This window comes from Actinocorallia lasiicapitis, assembly GCF_054778695.1.
Genome location: NZ_BAAGZI010000024.1, coordinates 1 through 20,931 on the forward strand (window position 1 = coordinate 1; position 20,931 = coordinate 20,931).

Sequence of the window (20,931 nt, forward strand, 5' to 3'; positions counted from 1 at the left end):
CGGCCAGCAGCACCCGCGGACGTCCGGCCGGGCCGAGCAGCCCGGCCTCCAGGGCCGCCGCCAGGGTGGCGACGGCCGTAGGAGAGGTGACCAGGCAGAGCTGGGTCATCTCCTCGTGGGGCGTCATGGCTCAGTCGGCCGTGCGGAACGGTTCGATGGCGCGCAGCGCGAGCCGCCTTCGCCTGCTGGACGGCGGCAGCGCGGCCGCCACCAGGCGTTTCTGGCTCTGCGGCAGCCCGCCCGGCAGGTTCAGTGAGGTGAGCCGCCGCTTCTTGAAGTAGCGCATCAGCGGCCCGCCGGCCTGCGCGGTCAGGAACCGTGCCGCGCCCGACCGCAGATCGGGACGGGTGCCCGCCTGCATCGCGTAGGCGACGGTGTCGAGCAGCGGTTCCAGCTCGGCCCGGACGTCGTGGAAGAGCGGATCGGTGAGCTTCCCGTCCTGGCCGAGCCGCGGCAGCATCGCGTCGATGATCGTCACCGGGACGCGGTTGCTGTTCTCGTACGGCGCGAGCCGGTCGAGCAGCGGGCCCGTGCCGACGGCCGCCGCCGGAATCCCGTAGTAGTGGGCCGCCGTGACCAGCGCGGTCGAGAAGCAGCCGACGATCAGTTCGGGCCGCACCGCCGCGCACCAGGTTTCGGCCGGTACCGGGTCGTCGACGACCGCCAGTCGCGCCCCGAGCCGTGCGGCCTCGGCCGCGAGGCTCTCGGTCGCCCTGACGGGGCTCGCCGGATGGGGCTTGAAGAGCACGGTCGTGTGCCCACGGGCCACGACTCCACGCAGCATCGCCACATGGAGGTCATCTTCCTCCTGCGCGGTCAGGATTTCCAGGGCCGACAGATACTGCCCGACGATCAGTGCCGCGCCGGTGAGGTCGTCGCGGCCGACGACGGGCTGCAGCACCGCCGTCAGCTTGTCGAGGACGGCGCGGAACGCCTCGTCGGGGATGATCGAGGCGTCGACCCCGTACTCGCGCAGGAGCTGGGGCCGCAGCCCCGGCACCAGGTCGAGGTGGAGCAGCCGGTCGATCCGGGAGCCGACCCCGGACGGCAGCCCGCTGCGCGTCGGCCCGTAGGACATCAGCCCGTCGGAGTAGACCGTGATGGGCGCGTCGAAGAAGATCGCGCACAGGGTGCGGGCGGGGCTGACGGCGACCGACTCGACGACCAGCTCGACGGGCCCGTCGCCGAGGTTCCACCGGTCGCGGAGCCACCGCTCGTACAGCGGCAGCTCCTCCTCGCGCGGCAGCCAGCCGGACGGGTGGAGCGGCGCGATCTCGGCGTTCCAGGAGATCGTCTCGTCGAACCGGTGGGCGATGGTCTCCCAGCCGGGCGCCTCGTCGAGGCCGGGGGCGAGCTCCGGCATGGCCGCGTTGTTGCTGAGCAGCAGGATCCGCCGGCCGGTCGGCGCGCCCAGCAGCCCGGCGTCGAGCGCCGCGGCGAGGGTCATCGCGCCGAACGGCGTCGAGGCGAGGCAGATCTGCGTGGTCGGGCGGTGTGTTGTTGAGGTCACGTGTCGATGCCCAGGAGTTCGGTGAACAGTTCACGGCGTTCCGCGCCGAGACCGGGGAGGGCTTCGGCGACCGCGTCGGCCGGGAGGGCCTGGACGGTCTGGCGTGCCCGCGCGCGGAGCTTGCGGCGCAGCACCGGGGTGAGCCGGTCCCGTTCGGCCAGATGGTGGGCGAGCAGCGCGAAGTAGTTCCGGACGGCTTTGCGGAGCAGCCGTTCGTGGTCGGGGTCGCCTTCGAGTTCGGACAGGACGAGGTCGAAGGCGTCGAAGAAGTGGAGTTGGCGGGCGTCGCCGATCTGGGTGAGCGAGCCGGAGACCGAGCGGCGGTAGAACAGCCCGGCCAGCGACACGACGGCGTAGGTCGGCACTTCGCGGTGGAGCCGCCAGATCCAGGGGCGGTCCTCGGCGGTGTGCAGCCGCTCGTGGAAGCGGAGCACGTCGCCGAGGGAGCGCTTGTAGACGCCGGCCCACGCGTACGGATAGTCGACCATGGACCGGTCGTGGACCGGCAGGATCGCGTCGCGCGGGTTGAGGAGCTGGTTGCGGCGGCCCATCGGGGCCCGGTGCAGCACGTGGCGGCGGCCGTGCACCTGGGTGTGGTCGACCCGGATGAAGTCGGCTCCCAGCCCGTCCATGGCCTGGACGAGCTGGGCGAAGTAGCCGGGCGCCACCCAGTCGTCGCCGTCGAGGAACGTGACGTGACGGCCCTTGGCGGCGTCCAGCCCCACGTTGCGGGCGCCGGACAGGCCCCGCGCGGTGGGGTTGGTGAGCACGGTCAGCCCGGGGACCTCCGCGTCGGCGAGGATCTGCGGGGTCTGGTCCCGTGATCCGTCGTCGACGCAGAGGAACTCGATGCCGGGCCTTGCGTTGTGGGCCAGCGACAGCAGCATGTCGCCGACGTAGGACTGGACGTCCCGCATGGGGACGATGACGGACAGATCCGTCACGCGGTGGTCCGGCGCAGGCGCTCGCGGGGCTCGGCCTCACCGGGGAAGACGCGCTTGACGCCGTCGCCGAGCGCCGACTCGATCACCCGGATGTCGCGGACGAGGTGCTGGAGGCCGGCCGGCTCGAGGGACGCGGCGTGGTCGGACCCCCACATGGTGCGGTCCAACGTGATGTGCCGTTCGACGGCGCACGCGCCGAGCGTCACGGCGGCCAGCGAGATCTGCAGGCCGCGCTCGTGGCCGGAGTAGCCGACGGGCACGCCGTACCGGTTCTGGAGCGTGGCGATGGTGCGCAGGTTGGCCTCTTCGGCGGGCAGCGGGTAGGTGCTGGTCGCGTGGAGGATCACCAGGTTGCCGGTGCCGAGGATCTCGACGGCCTCGTCGATCTCCTCGATCTCCGACATGCCGGTCGACAGGATGATCGGCTTGCCGGTCTTGGCGAGGGCGCGCAGCAGTTCCTTGTCGGTGATCGACGCGGACGCGACCTTGTGGGTCACGACGTCGAACTCCTCGAGGAAGTCGACCGAGGGGACGTCCCAGGGGGAGGCGAACCACTGGAGGCCGCGTTCGGTGCAGTACTTGCCGATCTCGGCGTACTCGTCCTTGCCGAACTCGACCCGGTGCTTGTACTCCAGGTAGGTCATCTCGCCCCACGGGGTGGAGCGGATCTTCGACTGCTGGTCGAGCGGCACGCAGATCTCGGGGGTGCGCTTCTGGAACTTGACCGCGTCGCAGCCGGCGTTGGCGGCGACGTCGATGAGCTGGCGGGCGATCTTGAGGTCGCCGTTGTGGTTGATGCCGATCTCGCCGATGACGTAGACCGGCTGGTCCTGGCCGACCTTGAGGTCGCCGATGGGGACTACGGAGGACATATCTAACCTTCTTTGCTCTGCAGGATGAGTTCGCACACCTCGCGGACCGCTCCCGACCCGCCGGGGCGGGTCAGCACGATCCGTGCGGCGGCGAGGACTTGGGGGTGCGCTTGCGGCACCGCGATCGGCCACCCGACGAGGTTCAGGCAGCCGAGATCGTTGACGTCGTTGCCGACGTAGGCGACGCGGGCGGGATCCCACCCGGCGTCGTGGAGCCATTTCTCCAGCACGGCCGCCTTGTCGGCGATCCCGTGCAGGACGGGGACGCCGAGCTTGTCGGCGCGCGCCCTGACCACCGGGTTGACCTCGGTGGACAGGATGAGGACGGGCACTCCGGCCTTCTTCAGCAGGGAGATCCCCATGCCGTCCTCGCGGGAGACGGTCACCGATTCGGCGCCGTCCTGGCCGAGGTGGGCGTGGTCGTCGGTGTGGACTCCGTCGAAGTCGGTGACGAGCGCGTCCACGTCGAGGGGTTCGGGGGCGTCGACGAGCCGGGCGATCGCCCGCACCAGGTCGAGCTCCTCGGGGGTGTCGACCTCGGTCGCGTGCAGCGCCGGGACGGGCTGGACGGCGATCCGGCCGAAGAACCGGTGGCCGTGCTCGATCAGCCCTTCGGTGCGCATCACGTAGAACGCGCCGGTCTCCCGGTAGTGGGGGGCGCGGTCCTGGCGGCGCGGCCGGAACGCGGCGCTGTGGCCGACGCCGAACACCTGGCCGTCGGCGTGCGCCCACTGGAACTCGTGCGATTCGAGGGCGGCGAAGACCACGTCGGCCTCGTCGTCGGCGACCCGGCGGACGGCTTCACGCAGATCGTCGGAGGAGATGAACGGCGACGTGCACTGCACGAACACGGTGATCTCGGGTTCGGTCTCGAGCTCGGACAGGGCGTGCAGCAGCGCCGATTCGGAGGTGGCGGTGTCGCCGCTGAGCGAGTCCGGCCTGACCACGACGCGCGCCCCCGCGGACCGCGCCACGGCCGCGATCTCCGGATCGTCCGTCGACACCACGACCTCGTCCACCGCCGGCAGCGCCGCCCGCACGGCCCGCGCCACCAGCGGCAGCCCTCCGACTCGCGCCAGATTCTTGCCGGGAACCCCTTTGGAACCCCCTCTGGCGGGAATCACACAGACCGCTCGCACTCGATTTCCTTCACTCGTGTCGGGCAGAGGCCTCAAAACCTAGGGACCTCACATGGCCCGTCCCATGCACCCAGATGAACGTCGGGCGACGGCCCCGCCAACTCCCGTCCGCCGGGCCGTACGGCGGGTCGGGACAACGTCGGAGCCTTGCCGGACGTTTATAAGAAAAGGTGGGAATGTGCGTGACGGACCGGTTCGTGCGAGCAGGTTGTATCGTGCATACGCTCCCAGTTGACAGGAAAGCTCCCCGTGCCAGAACCCGTCGTCAGCGTGATCGTCCCGGTGTACAACTGCCGGTCGACGATCTTGCGCTGCGTGGCGTCGGTCCTCGACCAGAGCCTTGCCGATCTTGAGCTGATCGTCGTGGACGACGGGTCAGACGACGGGACGGGCGAGCTGCTCGACGCCCTCGAAGATCCCCGCGTGGTGGTGATCCACCAGTGGAACTCCGGCGGCCCCGGCGCGCCCAGGAACGCCGCCCTGGAGCGGGCGCGCGGCGAGTTCGTCTTCTTCCTCGACGCCGACGACTGGCTGGATCTGCGGGCGCTGGAGCGGATGGTCGGCGCGGCCCGCGAGAACGACACCGAGATCGTCGTCGGACGGTATGTCGGGGTGGGGCGGAAGGTCCCGGTCCGGCTGTTCCAGCGGACGGTGCCCGTCACCACGATCGAGAACGACGTCCCCGATCTTTATGCGAGCCTCGCGCCGCTGAAGCTGTTCCGGCGGGACCTGATCAAGGATCTCCGGTTCGTCGAGGGGCTGCTGTCCCACGAGGACCAGGAGTTCACGGCGCTCGCCTACTTCCGGGCGCGCGGGGTGACCGTGCTCGCCGACCACGACTACTACTACTGGGTCGAACGGGAGGACGGCAGCAGCGTCCTGCAGCTCGGCGGCGCGCCCGACCCCCAGTTCTTCCCGGTGATCGACCGGGTGATGCGGCTGGTCGAGGCGCACACCGAGCCGGGGCCCGTGCGCGACCGGATGCTGCGGCGCAACTTCCGCGAGGAGATCCTGCCGCGGTTCGGCGCCGACTACCTGAAACTCGACGACGAGGCCCGCCGTTTCCGTGAGTCCGCGGCCCTCCGGTTGATCGACTCCCATCTCACCGAAGGGCTGTTCGCCGAGAGCAGGCCCGTCTTCCGGCAGCTCGTGGCGGCGCTCAGACACGGCGACCGCGCGCTCCTGGAGGAGATCATCCGGTACCGGGAGTCGGGCGCCGTGCCCGCGCTCCGCGCCGTCGACGGCCGGATCCTGGAGCTCACGCCCGGTTTCGGCACCCTGCCCGACGTCTGCTTCGACGTCACCGGCCATCTCCCGTTCCGGACGGAGCTGTCGGAGTTCACCTGGACCGACCGCGGGCTGCGTCTGGCGGGCACCGCCGAGCTGGCCGGAGCCCAGATCGGTGATCTTTCGCTGGCCCTGTACCGGCGGGACGGCGCGGAGCCCCGCCACGTCCTGCCGCTCGGCCCGGGACCCCGGTTCTCGATCGAGCTGGATCTCGCGGAGCTGCCGCTGACCAAGGGCCGCTGGGACGTCGCCGTGGTCAGCTCGCTGGGCGAGGTGCCCGTGCACGGCAGGCTCGGCAAGGGCTGTGTCGGCGGGCCTGGGCTGCGGCTGGCGCCCGTCCAGGGGGCGGGCAAACCGTCGATCAGCCCGTATTTCACGCGCTTCTACGAGAATCTGACCCTCTCGGTGGGCAGCGGCAGCGATCTTCCCGAGACGTTCGAGGCCGAGGCGTCCGTGCCGCGCAAGGGCGTGGTGGAGGTCGCCGCGCTGCTGCCGGTGTCCGGGCCCGCGACGGTCCGGATCGTCGCCCGGCTCCGCGGCGAGGACGGCGCCGCCCATTTCGCGCCCGCCCGCCGCGACGGCGGCCGCTGGCGCGCCGAACTGCCCGTCAGGGAGTGGGAGACCGGGATCTGGCGGCTCGGGTTCGAGGTCGTCGCGGGCGACACCGTGCTGCGGGGGGCGCTCCGGCCGGGGCACGTCACGGCCGGAATGGCCTCCTTCGGCCGGATCGCGGTGCCGTATGAGACCAGTAAGGGCAGGTTGGCGGTGCGGATCTCGCGTCGCGGGCTGGCGGGACGGATCAGGAAGCGGCTGGGGCCGCTGCTACCCTCCGTCACGTGACGATCAACTGGCGGAGTCTGATCGTGCCGGGCCTCGTCGTGGTCTGGGCCTTCCTCGTCACGATCAATCATGTGTGGGCCGGGGACATGCGGTTGCATCTGGCCACGGTCGGGGAGTTCAGCAGGCACCCGTGGGATCCGAAGGATCCGCTGGTCGGCGCCGCGGACGGCAGCCCCTACTACTCGCCTTACATGGCGGTGCTGGCCTGGATCGCGCGCTGGCTGAAGGCCGCGCCGCAGACCGTCCTGGAGTGGGCGGGCCTGGTCAACGTCGTGTTCTGGACCGTGATGGTCACGGTGTTCTGCCGCAACCGCAGGCTCGGCGGCCCCTGGACGGCCGGGCTGGCGATCGTGTTCACGCTGTTCCTGTGGGGCACGAACCCGCGGGACTGGAGCGGCTTCCTCGGCCTGTACTCGCTGTCGTGGACCCTCGCCTATCCGAGCATGTTCGCGGCCGCGCTGATGCTGCTCGCCTGGGATCTGTACCTGCGGCGGCAGTGGGTGTGGCTGGCCCCGGTGCTGGCGCTGGTCGTGCTGGTCCACCCGTTCACGGCGCTCAACACCTGCCTCGGGCTGCTGGCGTTCGTGCTGGCCGAGCCGGCGCGGCTGCGGCCGTGGGGCCAGTACGCGGCGGGCGCGGCCGTGCTGGCGCTGCTGCTGGCGTGGCCCTGGTCGGACGTGTTCCAGCTCTTCGGCGGCGCGAGTGATCTTTCGGAGATCCACAAGGAGCTGATCCTCGACGTCGGCCGGAACTTCGGGATCTTCCACTACGGGCTGGCGCTGGCCGGGCTGCCCGCCCTGCTGACGGGCGCGCGCCGCCGCCCCTTCGGCCGCGAACTGCTGGTCCTGTTCGGGCTCGCGGTGACGGTGGTCGGGCTGGGCGCGGCCTTCGGCCAGTACTCCCTGGCCCGGGTGCTGCCCGTCGCGGTGCTCCCGCTGCATCTGGCGCTCGCGTCCTATCTCGGGACGGCCGTGCGCTGGAGCGTCGCCAGGGTCGCGGCGGTCGTGCTGACGCTCGCCGCGCTCGGCGCCGGGATCTACGGGGAGCGCGGCGGGCTGCTGCGCGCCTGGTGGGGCGAGACGACGCCGCAGACCCTCGCCGACTGGGGGGTCCGCGACGCCGACACCCGGTACGCCCCGCTGCTCGCGCCGCTGCTGCCGGGGGAGCGGGTGATGGTCCAGGAGAACTGGCCGGGACGGCTCGTCAACGGGGCGGGGGCGTTCACGGTGGTCCCCGCCTGGCCTTATCCGTGGGTCGACGAGGCGAAGCGCCGCGCGGACCGCGACGAGTTCTTCGCCGCCCCCACCACTCCGGAGCGGCGGCTGGAACTGCTCGCCGCCTACGACGCCCGCTGTGTGATGGCCCGCTGGGACAGCCCGGTGGTCCGCCGCAAGGCGCTGCCCGGCTACGCGGTCGTGGCGAGGTCGGAGAACAACGGCGTCCGGCTGCTCTGCCTCATGCCCTTGCAGGACTTATATCCTTACGGGCGTCATGAGCCCATCCCCCCGTTCGGCCGGTTATGCCGCCCTCTGTCTGATCTTCGGCGCCATCGGCCTCGGGCTCTACTCCTGCGCGCTCGGCACGTCGAACACGGTCCCCGACATCGGCGGCGGCTGGTCCCTGCACCGGCCGCCGGGACCGCTGGAGATCGTCGTCCTGACGTTCTCGATGACCGCGCTCGGCGCGTTCGGGGTCTGCCTCGGGCTGTTCGCGCTGCGGCGCGGCTGGCGTCCTTCGGCCCGCGCCCTGCTCTGGGCGGGGCTCGGCGCGACCCTGCTGTTCGCGCTGCTGCCCGTCGGCGGCTCCACCGACGCCAAGAGCTACGCCCTGTACGGCAGGCTCGGCTTCCTCGGCCACGACCCGTACCGGAGCTGGCCGCAGCTCCTGATCGACGCGGGTGATCCCGTCGGCGCGTTCTCGCCGCTGTCGTGGCGGGAGACCCCCTCGGTCTACGGGCCGATCGCGAACTGGCTGTTCACCGGGTTCGCGGCGCTCGCCGGGCCGTCCATGTTCAAGATCGTCGTCCTGGTGAAGCTGACGGCCGGTGCCGCGTTCGCCGGGACGGCCCTGCTGCTCGACCGGATCGCCGCCGACCGGGTCCGCGCGCATCTGCTCTGGACCTGCAACCCGCTGATGCTCTGGGCGTGCGTCGCCGGCGCCCATCTGGACGTCTACGGGGCGTTCTTCATGGTCGCCGGGTTCGCCGCGCTCAAGCTCGTCCCCGGGCCGCGCTGGGCCGCCGGGCTGGCCGCGGGCGCGCTGATCGGGGTCGCGGGCGGGGTGAAGGCGCCATTCGTGCTGGCCGGGCTGGGCCTGGCCTGGGCGTGCCGCCGCGAGCTCGCCACCCTGTTCGCGCTGCTCGGCGGGGTGCTGGCGACCGGCCTCGGCTCCTATCTGCTGGCCGGGCCGCAGTCGTTCGACAGCCTGCTGGCCAAGTCGGCGGACGTCGCCGCCACCAACCCGTGGCGCTACTTCCCCGAATGGGGGATCGCGCTCACCAACACCGACCAGGCCACCTGGGGCTATCTGACGGCCGGGCTGCCCGCGGCCGTCCTGCTGTGGCGGCTGGCGCCGGGCGGCGACGCCGGGCAGAGCGCCGCCCGCGTCGGGTTCGTGCTCGGCGCGGCCCTGCTGATCACCTCGCCGGTCCAGCACCCCTGGTACGACCCGCTGTTCTTCCCGCTCCTCGCCCTGATGGCGCCCACCGCGATCGACGGCCTGATGCAGCTCAGGCTGGCGATAGGCTCGCTCGGCTACCTGCCGGGAGTGGCGCTGGACGGGCCCGTCCCGTACGCGCCGGTCCTGATTTCCCTCCGGTATTCGTTCAACAACTGGTGGGTGTCGGCAGGACTCGGCATTATTGCGATCATCATTCTTCTCGTCCCCCTGCTCCCGCCGCACCGTCAGAAGGTCCGTACGTGAGACGTGCCATGTCCCCGCAAGCCGCTTTCCCGCGACTCGCCGTCGCCTCCGCCCTGATCCTGGCCGTCGCGCCGGCCGCGCCGGTGTCCGCCGCGGTCGAGCCGGGCGAGGCGCAGGTGCGCAAGGCCCCGGCCGAGCCCGGCGACTTCAACGGCGACGGGAAGGTCGACTTCGTGGTCGGCGCGCCCGGCACCAAGATCGCCAAAAAGGCCAGGGCGGGCGCGGTGTCCGTGGTCTACCTCGGGGTCGGCAAGCGCCAGTTGATCACTCAGGCGAGCAAGGGCGTGCCCGGCGGTGTCGGCAAGAACCACGATTTCGGCAGTTCGCTGGGGCTCGCCGACTTCGACCGCGACGGTTACGGCGATCTGGCGGTCGGCTCGTCGGGCGGCACGGCCGTGCTGTACGGCTCCAAGAAGGGGCTCGGGCTGCGGTCGGCGTGGCTCGGCGGCGGCTCCCGGGTGGCCGTGGGCGACTTCAACGGTGACGGCAAGGCCGATCTGGTCACGGCCAAGCACAACGCCTACAAGATCGTCCTGGGGGTCGGGAAGGGCAACACCAAGGGCAGGCTGGTCAAGATCGGCCGGGCGCGGGACGAGCTGTTCCCCGTCGCGGGCGACTTCACCGGCGACGGCGCGACCGATCTGGCGCTGCTCGGCCAGGGCACTGTCGCGGGCAGCGCCTGGACGTCGTCGCTGCCGATCCGGCTCGCTCTCGGCGGCAAGAACGGGCTCGGCGCGGCCAAGGCGATCGGCCAGCGCGCCGGAACCGTCGGCACGGCCGTCGACGTCAACGGCGACGGCACCGAAGAGCTGATCACCCAGGCGCCCTGGGGCGAGAACGGCCCCGGCGAAGGCGCGATCCAGGTGCTGCCGGGCGAGCCGAAGGGGCTCGGCGCGCCGTTCACGATCGACCAGCAGACCCCCGAAGTCCCCGGCGACGGCAACCCGGGGCGTCCGGGACGGTTCGACGGCGACAACTTCGGCGGCGGCCTGGCCTCCGGCGACGTCAACGGCGACGGCTTCGGCGATGTGATCGTCGGCGCGCCGGGCGAGGACCTGGGCGCGGCCCGCGACGCCGGCGCCTTCACCGTCCTGTACGGCGCCAAGATCGGCCTGACCGGCGCGGGCTCGAAGACCTTCACCCAGAACACCGGCGGGGTTCCCGGCGGCGCGTACAAGAACGATCTGTTCGGCTCGGAGCTCCAGGCGTTCGACTTCACCGGCGACGGCAAGGACGAGATCGTCGCGGCCGCGCCGGGCGAAGGCTCCTTCACCCTGTTCCGCGGTGCCACGGCCGGGGTCTCCGCGGCGGGTGTTCGGCTCTACGCGAAGAAGAATCTCGGCGTGCGGGGCAGTGTCCTGCCTTAAACTCTGGTGAATTTGCCTCGACTATCCTGCGAGCCGCCTCAATGATCAGTGTCGTCGTACTCACCCACGGGGCCGGTGCCCTGCTGGCGGAGAGCCTGGAGTCGCTGGCCGGTCAGACCTACCGCGACCTCGAGATCCTGGTGGTCGACGACGCCACGGGCACTTCGGTCAAGCTGCCCGACGGCAGGTTCCGGCTGGTCAAGGGCGGCGCGCTGAGCAGGGGAGCGGCCCGCAATCTGGGGGTCGCGCAGGCCGAGGGCGAGTTCCTGTTCTTCGTCGAGGACGGCGACAGGGTGCCCGCCCGCGCCCTCGCCCAGCTCCATGCGGCGATCACCGCTTCGGGCTCCGACCTGGCGGCCGGCAATGTGGCGACGATCACCGAGAGCGGCGGGATCTGGCGGTCCTGGATCCACCGGGAGGCGTTCGCGACCTCGGTTTCGGGCACCCATATTCGCAAGAACCGGCACCTGTTCCATGACCGCTTTGTCGCGAACAAGCTGTTCCGCCGGTCGTTCTGGGACGCCTCAGGGCTGTCCTTCCCCGACGGCTCCCGCTTCGAGGAACTGGCCGTCGCGATCCCGGCCCACTTCCTCGCCAAGTCCGTCGACCTGATCTCCGAGTTCGTCGTCTACCGGCGCAACGACACCACCCAGCCGCCCGCCTCCACCCAGGCCCAGGACGTCGCCGACGGGTTCGAGGCCATCGCGTTCGCCCTGGACGCCATGGAGGGCCGCTGGCGTCCCGTCGACCGCCGCAGGTTCGAACTGACCGTCCTGGACCGTGAGGCCCGCTCCTACCTCGACGCCCTGCCCGACGCCGAACCGGACGAGCGGATCCAGATCGTCGAGCAGGCCGCGTCCTACTTCGACAAGACCGACCAGAAGATCTTCGGGCGGCTGCCCGCGCTGTCGCGGCTCAAATGGCATCTGGCGTCCCGCCGGCTGATCACCGAGCTGGTCAAGGTGGTCAGGTACGAGCGGGGCAAGAGCAGCCCGTCGATCGTCCGCAACCCGATCCGCCGGTATGTGGTCTACCCGTACTGGAAGGACGACAAGCTGGCCGTCCCCGAGACGGTCTACCTGGCGCGCGACGAGGTCAAGCTCCGCACCCGCGCCCACACCGTCGAGTGGAAGGACGGCCGGCTGGTCGTCACCGGCGACGCCTACATCACGTCGGTCAGCATGCGCCGCCGCTGGACTTCGGTGAAGGGCGTGGTGCTGCGCAGCGGCGCGCGCCGGATCCCCGTCCGCACCCGGCAGACGCTCCGCAAGAAGGCGTGGACGGGGTTCGAGTTCAGCCTCAACCCCAAACGGCTCAAGGGGTTCGGCGACTGGAAGGACGGTGTCTGGGAGATCGACCTCGGCGTGTTCAACGCCGGGGTGTTCCGGCACGGCCCGGTCGGCAAGGGCTCGTCGGGGTCCGGGGCGAACCCGCCGTACGCCTATGTGACCGATGATGTGCGGATCGTCCCGGAGATCGTGGAGCGCAGCCTCCGGATCAGGGTCGAGAAGGTCTCCTCGGTGGTGTCCGCGCTGAGCTGGGACGGTCCCGAGCTGACCGTCGGCATCACCGCCCCGCAGGCGGGCGCCCTCACCCTGGTCCGCGCCGACCAGGAGCTCGCGGTGCCCATGGAGCGGGCCGGTGACGGGTTCACCGCCCGGTTCTCACTCGCCGACCTGCCCGTGGTGCGGCTGCCCGAGGACCGGGTCGACGACACCGTCGTGTGGAAGCTGCGCCTCGACGGCAAGCCGCTGGTGCTGGCCGAGGACGTGCCGACCAGGCAGCAGCTCGTCGGCGTCCAGGATGTGCGGGCCGAGCGCGGCTCCGCCGGATACCTGCAGGTCAGCCTGCGGAGCGTCCGGTTCCAGGTGGAGGCGGCCGCGATCGCCGCCGACGGCCTGCTGACCCTGACCGGCGCGCACCCCGTCGAACCGCTCGGCGAGATCGTGCTGCGCAGCAAGGGCCGGAAACTGGAGTACGCGTTCCCGCTGGTCGACGGCGCGGCGTCGATTCCGCTGGCGTCGATGCCGACCCTCGCGGGCGATCTTCCGCTCCGGCAGGGCAAATGGGATCTGCTGTTCCGCGCGCCGGGCGGCCGGGCGCTGGCCGTCGAGACCGCGCCGGGGGTGGCGCTGCCGAGCTCGGCGGAGGTGAACCTGCGCGCCTACACGATGGACAACGTCGGTTCGCGGCTCGTCGTGGAGGTCGGCTCCGACCTCACGGCCGAGGAGCAGGGCGGCGGCACCAAGCTGCGGCAGGAGGCCCGCGCCCGCGTCAAGGAGCAGGGGCTGCGCGACACCGTCCTGTACTCGTGCTTCAACGGCCGCCAGTACTCCGACTCCACGCGCGCCATCCACGAGGAGCTGGTGCGGCGCGGCGCGCCGCTGGAGCACCTGTGGGTCGTCGGCGACGGCCAGGTGGCGCTGCCGCCGTCCGCGAAGGCCGTCCGGTTGAACGGCAGGGAGTGGCATGAGGCGGTCGCGTCGTCCCGGTACATCGTCACCAACCACCGGATCGGCGACTGGTTCCACCGGCACCCCGACCAGACCGTCCTGCAGACCTGGCACGGCACCCCGCTGAAGAAGATCGGCCGGGACGTCAAGGAAGTGCACTTCGCGTACGCGCCCGGGATGCAGAAGGCCATGGCGACGGCCGAACGCGAGCCGCGGCTGCCCGAGTGGACCCATCTGGTGTCGCCGAACAAGTTCAGCACCAAGATCCTGAAGCGGGCGTTCAAGTTCGAGGGCGAGATCATCGAGGCGGGGTATCCCCGCAACGACGTCTTGTACGCGCCGGACGCCGCCGAGATCGCCGCCGACGTCAGGGCGAGGCTGGGCATCCCCGACGGCAAGAAGATCGTGCTGTACGCGCCGACCTGGCGCGACGACCAGTTCTACGGGCGCGGCCGCTACAAGGCCGACTGGCGGATCGATCTCGACCAGTTCGCCGAGGAGCTCGGCGACGACCATGTGCTGGTGGCGCGGCTGCACCCGAACGTCGTGGACGGCGCGCCCGACCACCCGTCGGTGTTCGACGCCGGCGCCTACCCGGACATCGCGGAGCTGTACTTGGCCGCCGACGTCCTGGTCAGCGACTATTCGTCGGTCATGTTCGACTACGCGAACCTCCGCCGACCGATGATCTTCTACACCTATGATCTGGCGCACTATCGCGACAAGCTCCGCGGCTTCTACTTCGACTTCGAGAAGGAATCCCCGGGCCCCCTCGTCGAGACGTCCGCGGATCTGATCGCCGCGATCCGCGATCTCCCGTCCCTCAACGACAAGTACGCCGCCGCCTACGACACCTTCTACGACCGCTTCTGCGCCCTGGACGACGGCAAGGCCGCCGCCCGCGTCGTAGACAAGGTCTTCAAACTCTGAGACGCCTTCACGGTCCAGCGGCTTAGAGCCAGCCGCGCTTCGCGGCCAGGAGACCGGCCTCGAAGCGGCTGCGGGCGCCGAGGCGTGCCATCAGATCGGCCATGATCCGGCGGATGGTGCGCGGGGCCAGGCCCAGATGGCGGCCCGCGCCCTCGTCGGTGAGGCCGTCGGCGAGCAGCCGGAGCAGGCGGCGCTCCTGGGGCGACAGGCCGTCCTCGTCGCGGGCGGGCGCTTCGGTGACCGGGGTGCCCGACTCCCAGAGCTGGTCGAACAGGGCGAGGACGACGGCCAGCGGGCCCGGCCCCGAGAGCTGGACGACGCCCGCGCGGGTGTCGTCGGGGTCGAGGGGGACCAGCGCGGTCCTGCGGTCGTAGACGAGCATCCGGACGGGCAGGGTCGGCAGGGTGCGGACTTCCGCGCCGATCGAGCAGAGCCACTGGGCGTAGCCGAGGGTCGGGACGTCCTGGCGGATCCGGTCCAGGGCGAGGGTGCGGATGCGGACGCCGCGGTCCCGCACGGCGCGGTCGAGGGGTTTGGCCGCCTCGATCATCGCGGGCAGTTGCGGGCCGCCCGGCATGAGCGAGGCCACCTCCTCGGTGGCGGAGGAGGCCAGCGCCTCGATTCGGGCGGCGATGGCGTCGAGGCCGACGATCCGGTCGCCGCCGTCGGGGGAGTGGCCGGGGCGGAGCGCGGCATAACCGGCGAGCAGCTGGGTCAGTGAGGCCTGGGAGCGCGCCAGCTCGCGCTGGCGTTGGAAGAGTTCGGCCTGGTGCTGCTGGAGGGCGCGGAGCCCGGCCTCGGGGTCGACGGGCCGCAGCCCGCCGGGCGACTGCCAGGACGGTTTGAGCAGGGCGAGATCGGCGAGCTCGTCGAGGGCCTCCCTGACCTGGTCGGGGCTGACACCGAGCTCCGCGGCCACGCCGTCGACGTCCAGGTCGTGCCGGGCCGTCAGCAGTCCGTGGACGCGTTCGGCCAGCGCGCTCAGTCCCCGAATGTCCAAGCCAAGCCCCCAACGGCAAGTACGTCACAAGCGAGCGAATTGTCCCGCCTTGGCGGCTTCCGGGGCAATGAATCTGGCGGAGGAATCGGGCCGCGCCACCCCCTGCCTGATTAGGCCGGGCCGCTTGCGGAGCCCGCCGGAGCCTTCCGCGCTCTCCCGCGCCGCCAGAGGATGAGGGCATCGAGGACGGCCGGAAGAACACCGGACGTCCTTACTCAGACTCCCGGAGAAATCCATGAAGCGTGTTTTCGCCATTGTCCTCGCCGCCGCCGCATTCGTCGTCGCCTCCCCGCTGAGCGCCTCCGCGGGGAACATCTGGGGCTGACGTGCACCTGATCGCCGCGAGGCTCACCGGCCCCCACCCGGCTCCTGAACCTGCCCAGGTCAAGCGGCATCTTCTGCGCGCACAAGCCGGTGTCGACCTCCAGCACGCCCGGGTCCGCGGCGACCCGGAAGGGCTCTGCCTGGTCCTGTTCATCCGTGCGGAGAGTTTCCCCGCCGCGAAATCGGGAGCACTTCGCCTTCTGGCGTGCTCCCTCACCGACCATTTCCCCGCCGGCTGGCGCATCGCCCATTGTGGCGAAGCTCTGACGGCTCCCGCACTCGATCTCCTGGAATAGAGGAAGACCCATGCGTCCCCTGGCTTTCCGCTCCGCCCTGGCCCTCACCCTGACCGGCGCGGCCCTCGCTGTCCTACCCCAGACCTCGGCCGTCGCCAAGCCCGGCGTGCCCTGCCCGCTCGTCTTCGGGCACGGCAACGCCGACGCCTACGAGTGGGTCAACAACAACCAGGCCATCGCCGACGCCAAGGCGCAGCGTTCCGCGGGCGTCGAAGGCGACCTGCGGTTCACCGCCAGCTCGACGGTCGCCGTGATGTGGCACAACATCACCCGCAACTCGATGACCAAGCCCGGAGGCGGGATCTACGACAGCAGTTCGACGTCGATCGCCAACAGCACCTGGACCGACATCAAGGACCAGAAGTACGGCCAGGGCCGCTACGCCGGGCAGGGCATCCTGAGCTTCTACTGGTGGCTGAACAAGGTGAAGGCCGAGGGCCTGTACGCGCTGGTCGAGGTGAAGACCGAGACCGATCTCGCGATCAACGACGATGACCCGTTCAACGGGGCGATGTACCAGATGTCGCGGTCCATGCAGGAGAACGGCTTCACCAACGTGATCTTCTGGTCGCCGAACTCCAACATCGTCCGCAAGCTCCGCGAGGGCGTCGGCAAGAAGTACTACGCCAAGACCGACACGAACAAGACGACCCCGGCGACCTTCACGGCCCGCTCGGTCCAGGACGACCCGCGCTACTTCGCCGCCGGCACCGCCCTGAACGACGTCCACTTCACCGGCTGGGCGAACGCCAACACCTACGGCTACTGGGGCGAGATGACCGACGTCTGGTCTTCCGACCCGACGCGCGGCTCGAAGATGTTCGCCGAATGGATCGACCGCCGCCGCGCCGCCGGCGAATGCGTCTGACGCGCGCCGAGGGACGGTCCGGGCTCGCTTCACGGGGTGAAGCGGGCCCAGACCCATTTGCCGGGGGTGGTGGGGGTGAAGCCGCAGTCGGCGGAGAGGGCCTGGGTGATGTGGAGGCCCCAGCCGCCGCCGTTGTCCCAGGTTTGGGGGGAAATGTCGATGTCTTCGCAGGTCAGAGAGGTGGTTTGTTGTAGTTTGGGGACTTCCGGAGAGGGGTCCCAGACTGCGATGATGGCTCCGGTCGTGTTACGCCCGAAACGCATTCTCAGCTGCGCGCCCGGACATGCCTCGCAGGCGTTGGTCAGGAGTTCTGACGCCACCAAGAGCAGATCGTCCTCCCTCTGGCTGAGATTCCACGCGGCGATACGGCCGCGCATCAGAGTGCGGATCATGCCTGCGGCGGCTGGTGAAGCCAGGACGTTCATGTTGAGGTCGCCCATGGTCATGATGCTCACCGTCACCCTCCAGTGACAGATGCGGATGTATGACCTGAGCGTCGCAGTTCCCGGTAATGCGGGACTGTTTACAACTGCATGGCCAACACTTCGTGAGGAGTGCACGTGCCCACCCTCGTCCGCGACCCCCTCGATCCGTACCTGTCGATGTGGCATTGGCTGGCCTTTCAGCTGCGCTACCTGCGGGAGCTGAACGGTCTGAGCCTCACCCAGGTCGGGCAGCTCATCGGCTGCCAGCGCTCCACTGTTTCCAACCAGGAATCGGGCAAGCGCCGCATCGACATGGACCAGGCCGCCAAACTCGACCTCACCTACAAGACCGGCAACCTCCTCCAACTCCTGCTCCACCACGCGCAGACAAGTCACAACCCCGAGTGGTTCAAGCAGTACTCGATGTATGAGGCAAGGGCCACGATCATCCGGATCTACAGCCAGATGATCATCCCGCTGCCCTTTCAGACGGCGGAATACATGGGCGCGCTTCTCGCGGATGAATTCGACGACGTCGCGGCGGAGATCGCCGTTCGGCAGGCACGGCAGCAGGCGCTGGTCGAGCGCTCGGAGCCGCCGAACCTCTGGCTGCTGCTGGAGGAAGCGGCGCTCGAGTATCCCTATGGCGGTGCCGAGGTGATGCGTGAGCAGCTTCGCTATCTCCTCGACCTCGACACGCGCAGAGGCGTCTCGGTTCGCGTTCTGACCAAGACCGCTGGGGTCCATGCGGGACTCGGCGGCCCCTTTCGGGTGATCAGTACCGATGGGGAAGCGGTGTCCTATGCTGGCGCCTATGGCGGCGGTCGATTGGTTCAAACCCCCGCGGAAGCACGCAAAGCCATGCTCGACTTCGAGAGCATCGGTCATCTCGCGCAACCGACTCCGGAATCTCGCCGCCTCATCGAGAGCAAGTTGGAGGCTTACAAGTGAACCTTGAGTGGCGCAAGAGCAGCTACAGCGGCACCGAAGACGACCCGGTATGCGTAGAGGTGGCTCGGTTCATGCCGAAGTGGCGCAAAAGCAGCCACAGCGGCACGGCGGATGACCAGGTATGCGTAGAGCTGTCGGCTGCGCCGTTCGGGGTGGCCGTGCGCGATTCGAAGAATCCTGAGGACGGGTATCTGCGGTTGAGCGCGGGGCAGTTCGCGCGGCTGGCGCGGGGCGTCAAGCGGTAGGTGGGAAGAAGGGAGCGCCGCCGTACGCATCGGGTACGGCGGCGCTTCTGGTCGATCTGTTGGCGGTGGGGACCCTTGGTGGGGATACTGGGTTTTCTCGGGGATCCGTGCAGTTGTGTCGGAGGGTGCGTCGGGTGGGTCCGGTGACGCAGAGGTTGGCGGGTGCGGTGGGGACCGTCGTTGTCGCCGTCGCGGTGAACGTAGCGACGGGGCTTCTCACCGAGCATCGTGCGGTGGTGTGGTGGGTATCGGGGATCACGCTGATCCTCGTGGGAGTGCTCGTGCAGTACTTGCTGCCGGTCACCGCCTCGGCGGGCGGGAGGAGTCGGCTGCGGGCCACGGGCAATATCGTGGGCGGGTCGCTCACGATGACCGCTGGTGGAGTCGCCGAACTGGACGCCTCTGACAATGAGGTGGGCGGGTCGCTCTCCCAGTCAGCCGGCGAGGGCTCGATTCAGGATGCCTCGCGCAACCGGGTGACCGGCGACTTCACCCAGAATGGCTGATTCCCGGCCCAGGGGTCGCTGGCCGTTTGGTAAACGGTTTGAGGAACCCCCTGCCGTCCAGATGACCGCCGTTGGCCTGAACGTCGGTGGCGACCTGAAGATGAACGCCTTCCTCGGTTCCGGTCCGGGTTACCGGCTGGAGGAACTGGAGGTGCTCCCTGAGCGGATCCCGGACGCTCTGGTCTCGCCGAGCCATCTGCTGAACGCCCGCTACGAGACGATCGACTTCGTCGGCCGGAAAGATGATCTCCAAGCCCTGGACACGTGGCTGAACAGCGACGACCGCATGTCGGTCCTGCTGCTTCACGGACCGGGCGGCCAGGGCAAAACCCGCCTGGCCACTGTGGCGGCACGCACCGCCCAGGCGAAGCGGTGGGACGTATGGCAGGCCCGTACCGTCCTGGACGCTCCCTTGCGGCCGATCCCCTCCACCCAGACCATCGCCACCGGGGGAGGGCAGGACGGTCGACTGGTCATCGTCGACTACGCCGAACGCTGGCCGCGTGTCCTGCTCGACGACCTGTTGCGCGACGGCTTCCTGCACCAGCCGGTTCGAACACGGATACTGCTGGTGGCCCGGCCGGCAGGCGAATGGTGGACCTCCCTGGAGTCCACCCTGCGCAACAACCGAATCCCCGCCAAGGCGCGCGGGCTTCAGCCGCTGGGCCAAGACATCGATCGCCGCGAGCAGTACCGCGCCGCCCACCTGATGTTCCACCAGATCCTCATGCCAGGGGCGGAGGTTCCCGAGACCAAGCCGCCGAGCGGGCTGGACAGCGACCCCCGATTCGAACAGGTCCTGGCCGTGCACATGGCCGCGCTCGCCGCGGCCCACGCCCACCAGTCCGGGCAGACACCACCGACCGACCCCGCAGCGATCTCCGCCTATCTCCTCGACCGCGAGGCCGACCACTGGCGCAAGCTCCTCACCACCACCGACCCCCGCGAGCAAGCCACCACGCGCACCACACCGGCGACGATGAAACGCCTGGTGTTCACCGCGACCCTCACCGGCCCGCTCCCGCTGCACCACTGCCGCGACGTGCTCCGCCGCGTCGGCCTCAGCACCGACCCGGACCACACCAACCATCTGCTCGACGACCACGACCGGTGTTACCCCCGCACCGACCACCAGCGCCTCGAACCCCTCTACCCCGACCGGCTTGGTGAGGACCTCATCGCCCTCACCTTCCCCCACCCCGACCCGACCACCGACACGGACGCGATCGTCGGAGACCTTTGGGCCACACAGACCCTCACCACCGACCCCGACGGCCCTCCAGAGGAGATCCACCGCCCGCATCTCCTCACCGCCACCAGCTCCGGCGACACCGATCAGCCGCCCCGATGGGCCAACCGAACCCTCACCACCCTCATCAACGCCGCCGAACGCTGGCCCCACCTCCAGCACCTCCTCAACCAGGTCCTCACCACCGACCCCCACCTCGCCCTCACCCTCAACGGCGCCGCACTCACCACCCTGGCCGACCTCCCCCACACCGACCTCCACCTCCTCAACACCATCCGGCGACTCCTCCCGGACCGGCACATCGACCTCGACCCCGGCCACGCCGCCATTACCACCCGCCTCACCCACCACTACCTCACCACCGCCAAAGACCCCGCCACCCACGCCTACTGGCACGCCACCCACGCCATCCGCCTCATCCACATCGGCAACCGTCAGCAAGCCCTTCACCACAGCCACCAAGCCCGCAACCTCTACCGTGAGTTGGCTGGCCTCAGCCGCGACGCCTACCTCCCCGACCTCGCGACGTCGTTGAACAACCACGCGGGCTTGTTGGCGGAGATCGGGCGGCGGGCCGAAGCGGTCCCGGTCTCCCAGGAAGCCGTTGACCTCTATCGTGAGTTGGCCGATCTCAGCCGCGACGCCTACCTCCCCAACCTCGCGACGTCGTTGAACAACCACGCGGCCCGGTTGGCGGAGATCGGGCGGCGGGCCGAAGCACTGATGGTCTCCCAGGAAGCCGTTGACCTCTACCGTGAGTTGGCTGGCCTCAGCCGTGACGCCTACCTCCCCAACCTTGCAGG

At 70.0% G+C, this 20,931-nt stretch carries 16 protein-coding genes; 10 read left to right on the forward strand and 6 right to left on the reverse strand.

From position 1 onward, the window contains the following. Positions 1-130: 130 nt before the first annotated feature. The 4 genes from ACYVE7_RS05150 to ACYVE7_RS05165 are packed head-to-tail and all read right to left on the reverse strand — an operon-like array spanning position 131 to position 4,465. Entirely contained in the window at positions 131-1,510 is a 1,380-nt protein-coding gene (locus ACYVE7_RS05150; RefSeq protein ID WP_460363370.1) for an alpha-2,8-polysialyltransferase family protein, read from the reverse strand. After that, on the reverse strand, positions 1,507-2,454 hold the full coding sequence (locus ACYVE7_RS05155) for a glycosyltransferase family 2 protein (RefSeq protein ID WP_460363371.1): 948 nt from the start codon (positions 2,452-2,454) through the stop codon (positions 1,507-1,509). Before ACYVE7_RS05155 ends, ACYVE7_RS05150 begins: the two co-directional genes overlap by 4 nt. Continuing rightward, positions 2,451-3,326 (reverse strand): N-acetylneuraminate synthase family protein, encoded by an 876-nt coding sequence (locus ACYVE7_RS05160; protein ID WP_460363372.1) that lies wholly within the window; start codon positions 3,324-3,326, stop codon positions 2,451-2,453. Before ACYVE7_RS05160 ends, ACYVE7_RS05155 begins: the two co-directional genes overlap by 4 nt. A gap of 2 nt (positions 3,327-3,328) precedes the next feature. Beyond that, positions 3,329-4,465, reverse strand: a complete 1,137-nt coding sequence (locus ACYVE7_RS05165; protein ID WP_460363373.1) for a cytidylyltransferase domain-containing protein — start codon at positions 4,463-4,465, stop codon at positions 3,329-3,331. 249 nt (positions 4,466-4,714) lie between these two features. Here ACYVE7_RS05165 and ACYVE7_RS05170 point away from each other — a divergent pair, with 249 nt between their 5' ends. The 4 genes from ACYVE7_RS05170 (at position 4,715) to ACYVE7_RS05185 (ending at position 14,264) form a co-directional block, all read left to right on the forward strand. After that, complete coding sequence (locus ACYVE7_RS05170; protein WP_460363374.1) at positions 4,715-6,592, forward strand: glycosyltransferase family 2 protein; 1,878 nt, start codon at positions 4,715-4,717, stop codon at positions 6,590-6,592. Next, entirely contained in the window at positions 6,589-8,493 is a 1,905-nt protein-coding gene (locus ACYVE7_RS05175) for a hypothetical protein (RefSeq protein ID WP_460363375.1), read from the forward strand. The genes ACYVE7_RS05170 and ACYVE7_RS05175 overlap by 4 nt, the downstream gene beginning before the upstream one ends. 1,017 nt (positions 8,494-9,510) lie before the next feature. After that, entirely contained in the window at positions 9,511-10,881 is a 1,371-nt protein-coding gene (locus tag ACYVE7_RS05180; RefSeq protein WP_460363376.1) for an FG-GAP and VCBS repeat-containing protein, read from the forward strand. Between the two features lie 41 nt (positions 10,882-10,922). Further along, positions 10,923-14,264: a bifunctional glycosyltransferase/CDP-glycerol:glycerophosphate glycerophosphotransferase gene (locus ACYVE7_RS05185; RefSeq protein WP_460363377.1), complete on the forward strand. Its 3,342-nt coding sequence runs from the start codon at positions 10,923-10,925 to the stop codon at positions 14,262-14,264. Between the two features lie 22 nt (positions 14,265-14,286). Here ACYVE7_RS05185 and ACYVE7_RS05190 read toward each other — a convergent pair whose 3' ends face one another. Further along, a complete protein-coding gene (locus tag ACYVE7_RS05190; protein WP_460363378.1) occupies positions 14,287-15,264 on the reverse strand; it encodes a LuxR C-terminal-related transcriptional regulator in 978 nt (325 codons plus the stop codon). A 326-nt stretch (positions 15,265-15,590) separates the two neighbouring features. On the opposite strand from ACYVE7_RS05190, the gene ACYVE7_RS05195 reads away from it, so the two are divergent. Beyond that, a complete protein-coding gene (locus tag ACYVE7_RS05195) occupies positions 15,591-15,884 on the forward strand; it encodes a hypothetical protein (protein WP_460363379.1) in 294 nt (97 codons plus the stop codon). Between the two features lie 10 nt (positions 15,885-15,894). Next, a complete protein-coding gene (locus tag ACYVE7_RS05200; protein WP_460363380.1) occupies positions 15,895-16,752 on the forward strand; it encodes a hypothetical protein in 858 nt (285 codons plus the stop codon). Positions 16,753-16,781: 29 nt separating this feature from the next. On the opposite strand, the gene ACYVE7_RS05205 is transcribed toward ACYVE7_RS05200, so the two are convergent. Next, complete coding sequence (locus ACYVE7_RS05205) at positions 16,782-17,198, reverse strand: ATP-binding protein (protein ID WP_460363393.1); 417 nt, start codon at positions 17,196-17,198, stop codon at positions 16,782-16,784. A 114-nt stretch (positions 17,199-17,312) separates the two neighbouring features. Here ACYVE7_RS05205 and ACYVE7_RS05210 point away from each other — a divergent pair, with 114 nt between their 5' ends. The 4 genes from ACYVE7_RS05210 to ACYVE7_RS05225 form a co-directional block, all read left to right on the forward strand. Continuing rightward, positions 17,313-18,128, forward strand: coding sequence for a helix-turn-helix domain-containing protein (locus ACYVE7_RS05210; RefSeq protein ID WP_460363381.1), 816 nt, complete (start codon positions 17,313-17,315; stop codon positions 18,126-18,128). Beyond that, entirely contained in the window at positions 18,125-18,373 is a 249-nt protein-coding gene (locus ACYVE7_RS05215) for a DUF397 domain-containing protein (RefSeq protein WP_460363382.1), read from the forward strand. Before ACYVE7_RS05210 ends, ACYVE7_RS05215 begins: the two co-directional genes overlap by 4 nt. A 143-nt stretch (positions 18,374-18,516) precedes the next feature. Further along, entirely contained in the window at positions 18,517-18,879 is a 363-nt protein-coding gene (locus tag ACYVE7_RS05220) for a hypothetical protein (RefSeq protein ID WP_460363383.1), read from the forward strand. 61 nt (positions 18,880-18,940) lie between these two features. Then, on the forward strand, positions 18,941-20,931 hold a 1,991-nt coding region (locus tag ACYVE7_RS05225; RefSeq protein WP_460363384.1), incomplete at its 3' end, for a tetratricopeptide repeat protein.

Coding starts and splice junctions, on each gene's coding strand:
- ACYVE7_RS05160 (WP_460363372.1), bottom strand. CDS start 3,326: ATGTCCTCCGTAGTCCCCATCGGCGACCTCAAGGTCGGCCAGGACCAG.
- ACYVE7_RS05185 (WP_460363377.1), top strand. CDS start 10,923: ATGATCAGTGTCGTCGTACTCACCCACGGGGCCGGTGCCCTGCTGGCG.
- ACYVE7_RS05200 (WP_460363380.1), top strand. CDS start 15,895: ATGCGTCCCCTGGCTTTCCGCTCCGCCCTGGCCCTCACCCTGACCGGC.
- ACYVE7_RS05205 (WP_460363393.1), bottom strand. CDS start 17,198: ATGACCATGGGCGACCTCAACATGAACGTCCTGGCTTCACCAGCCGCC.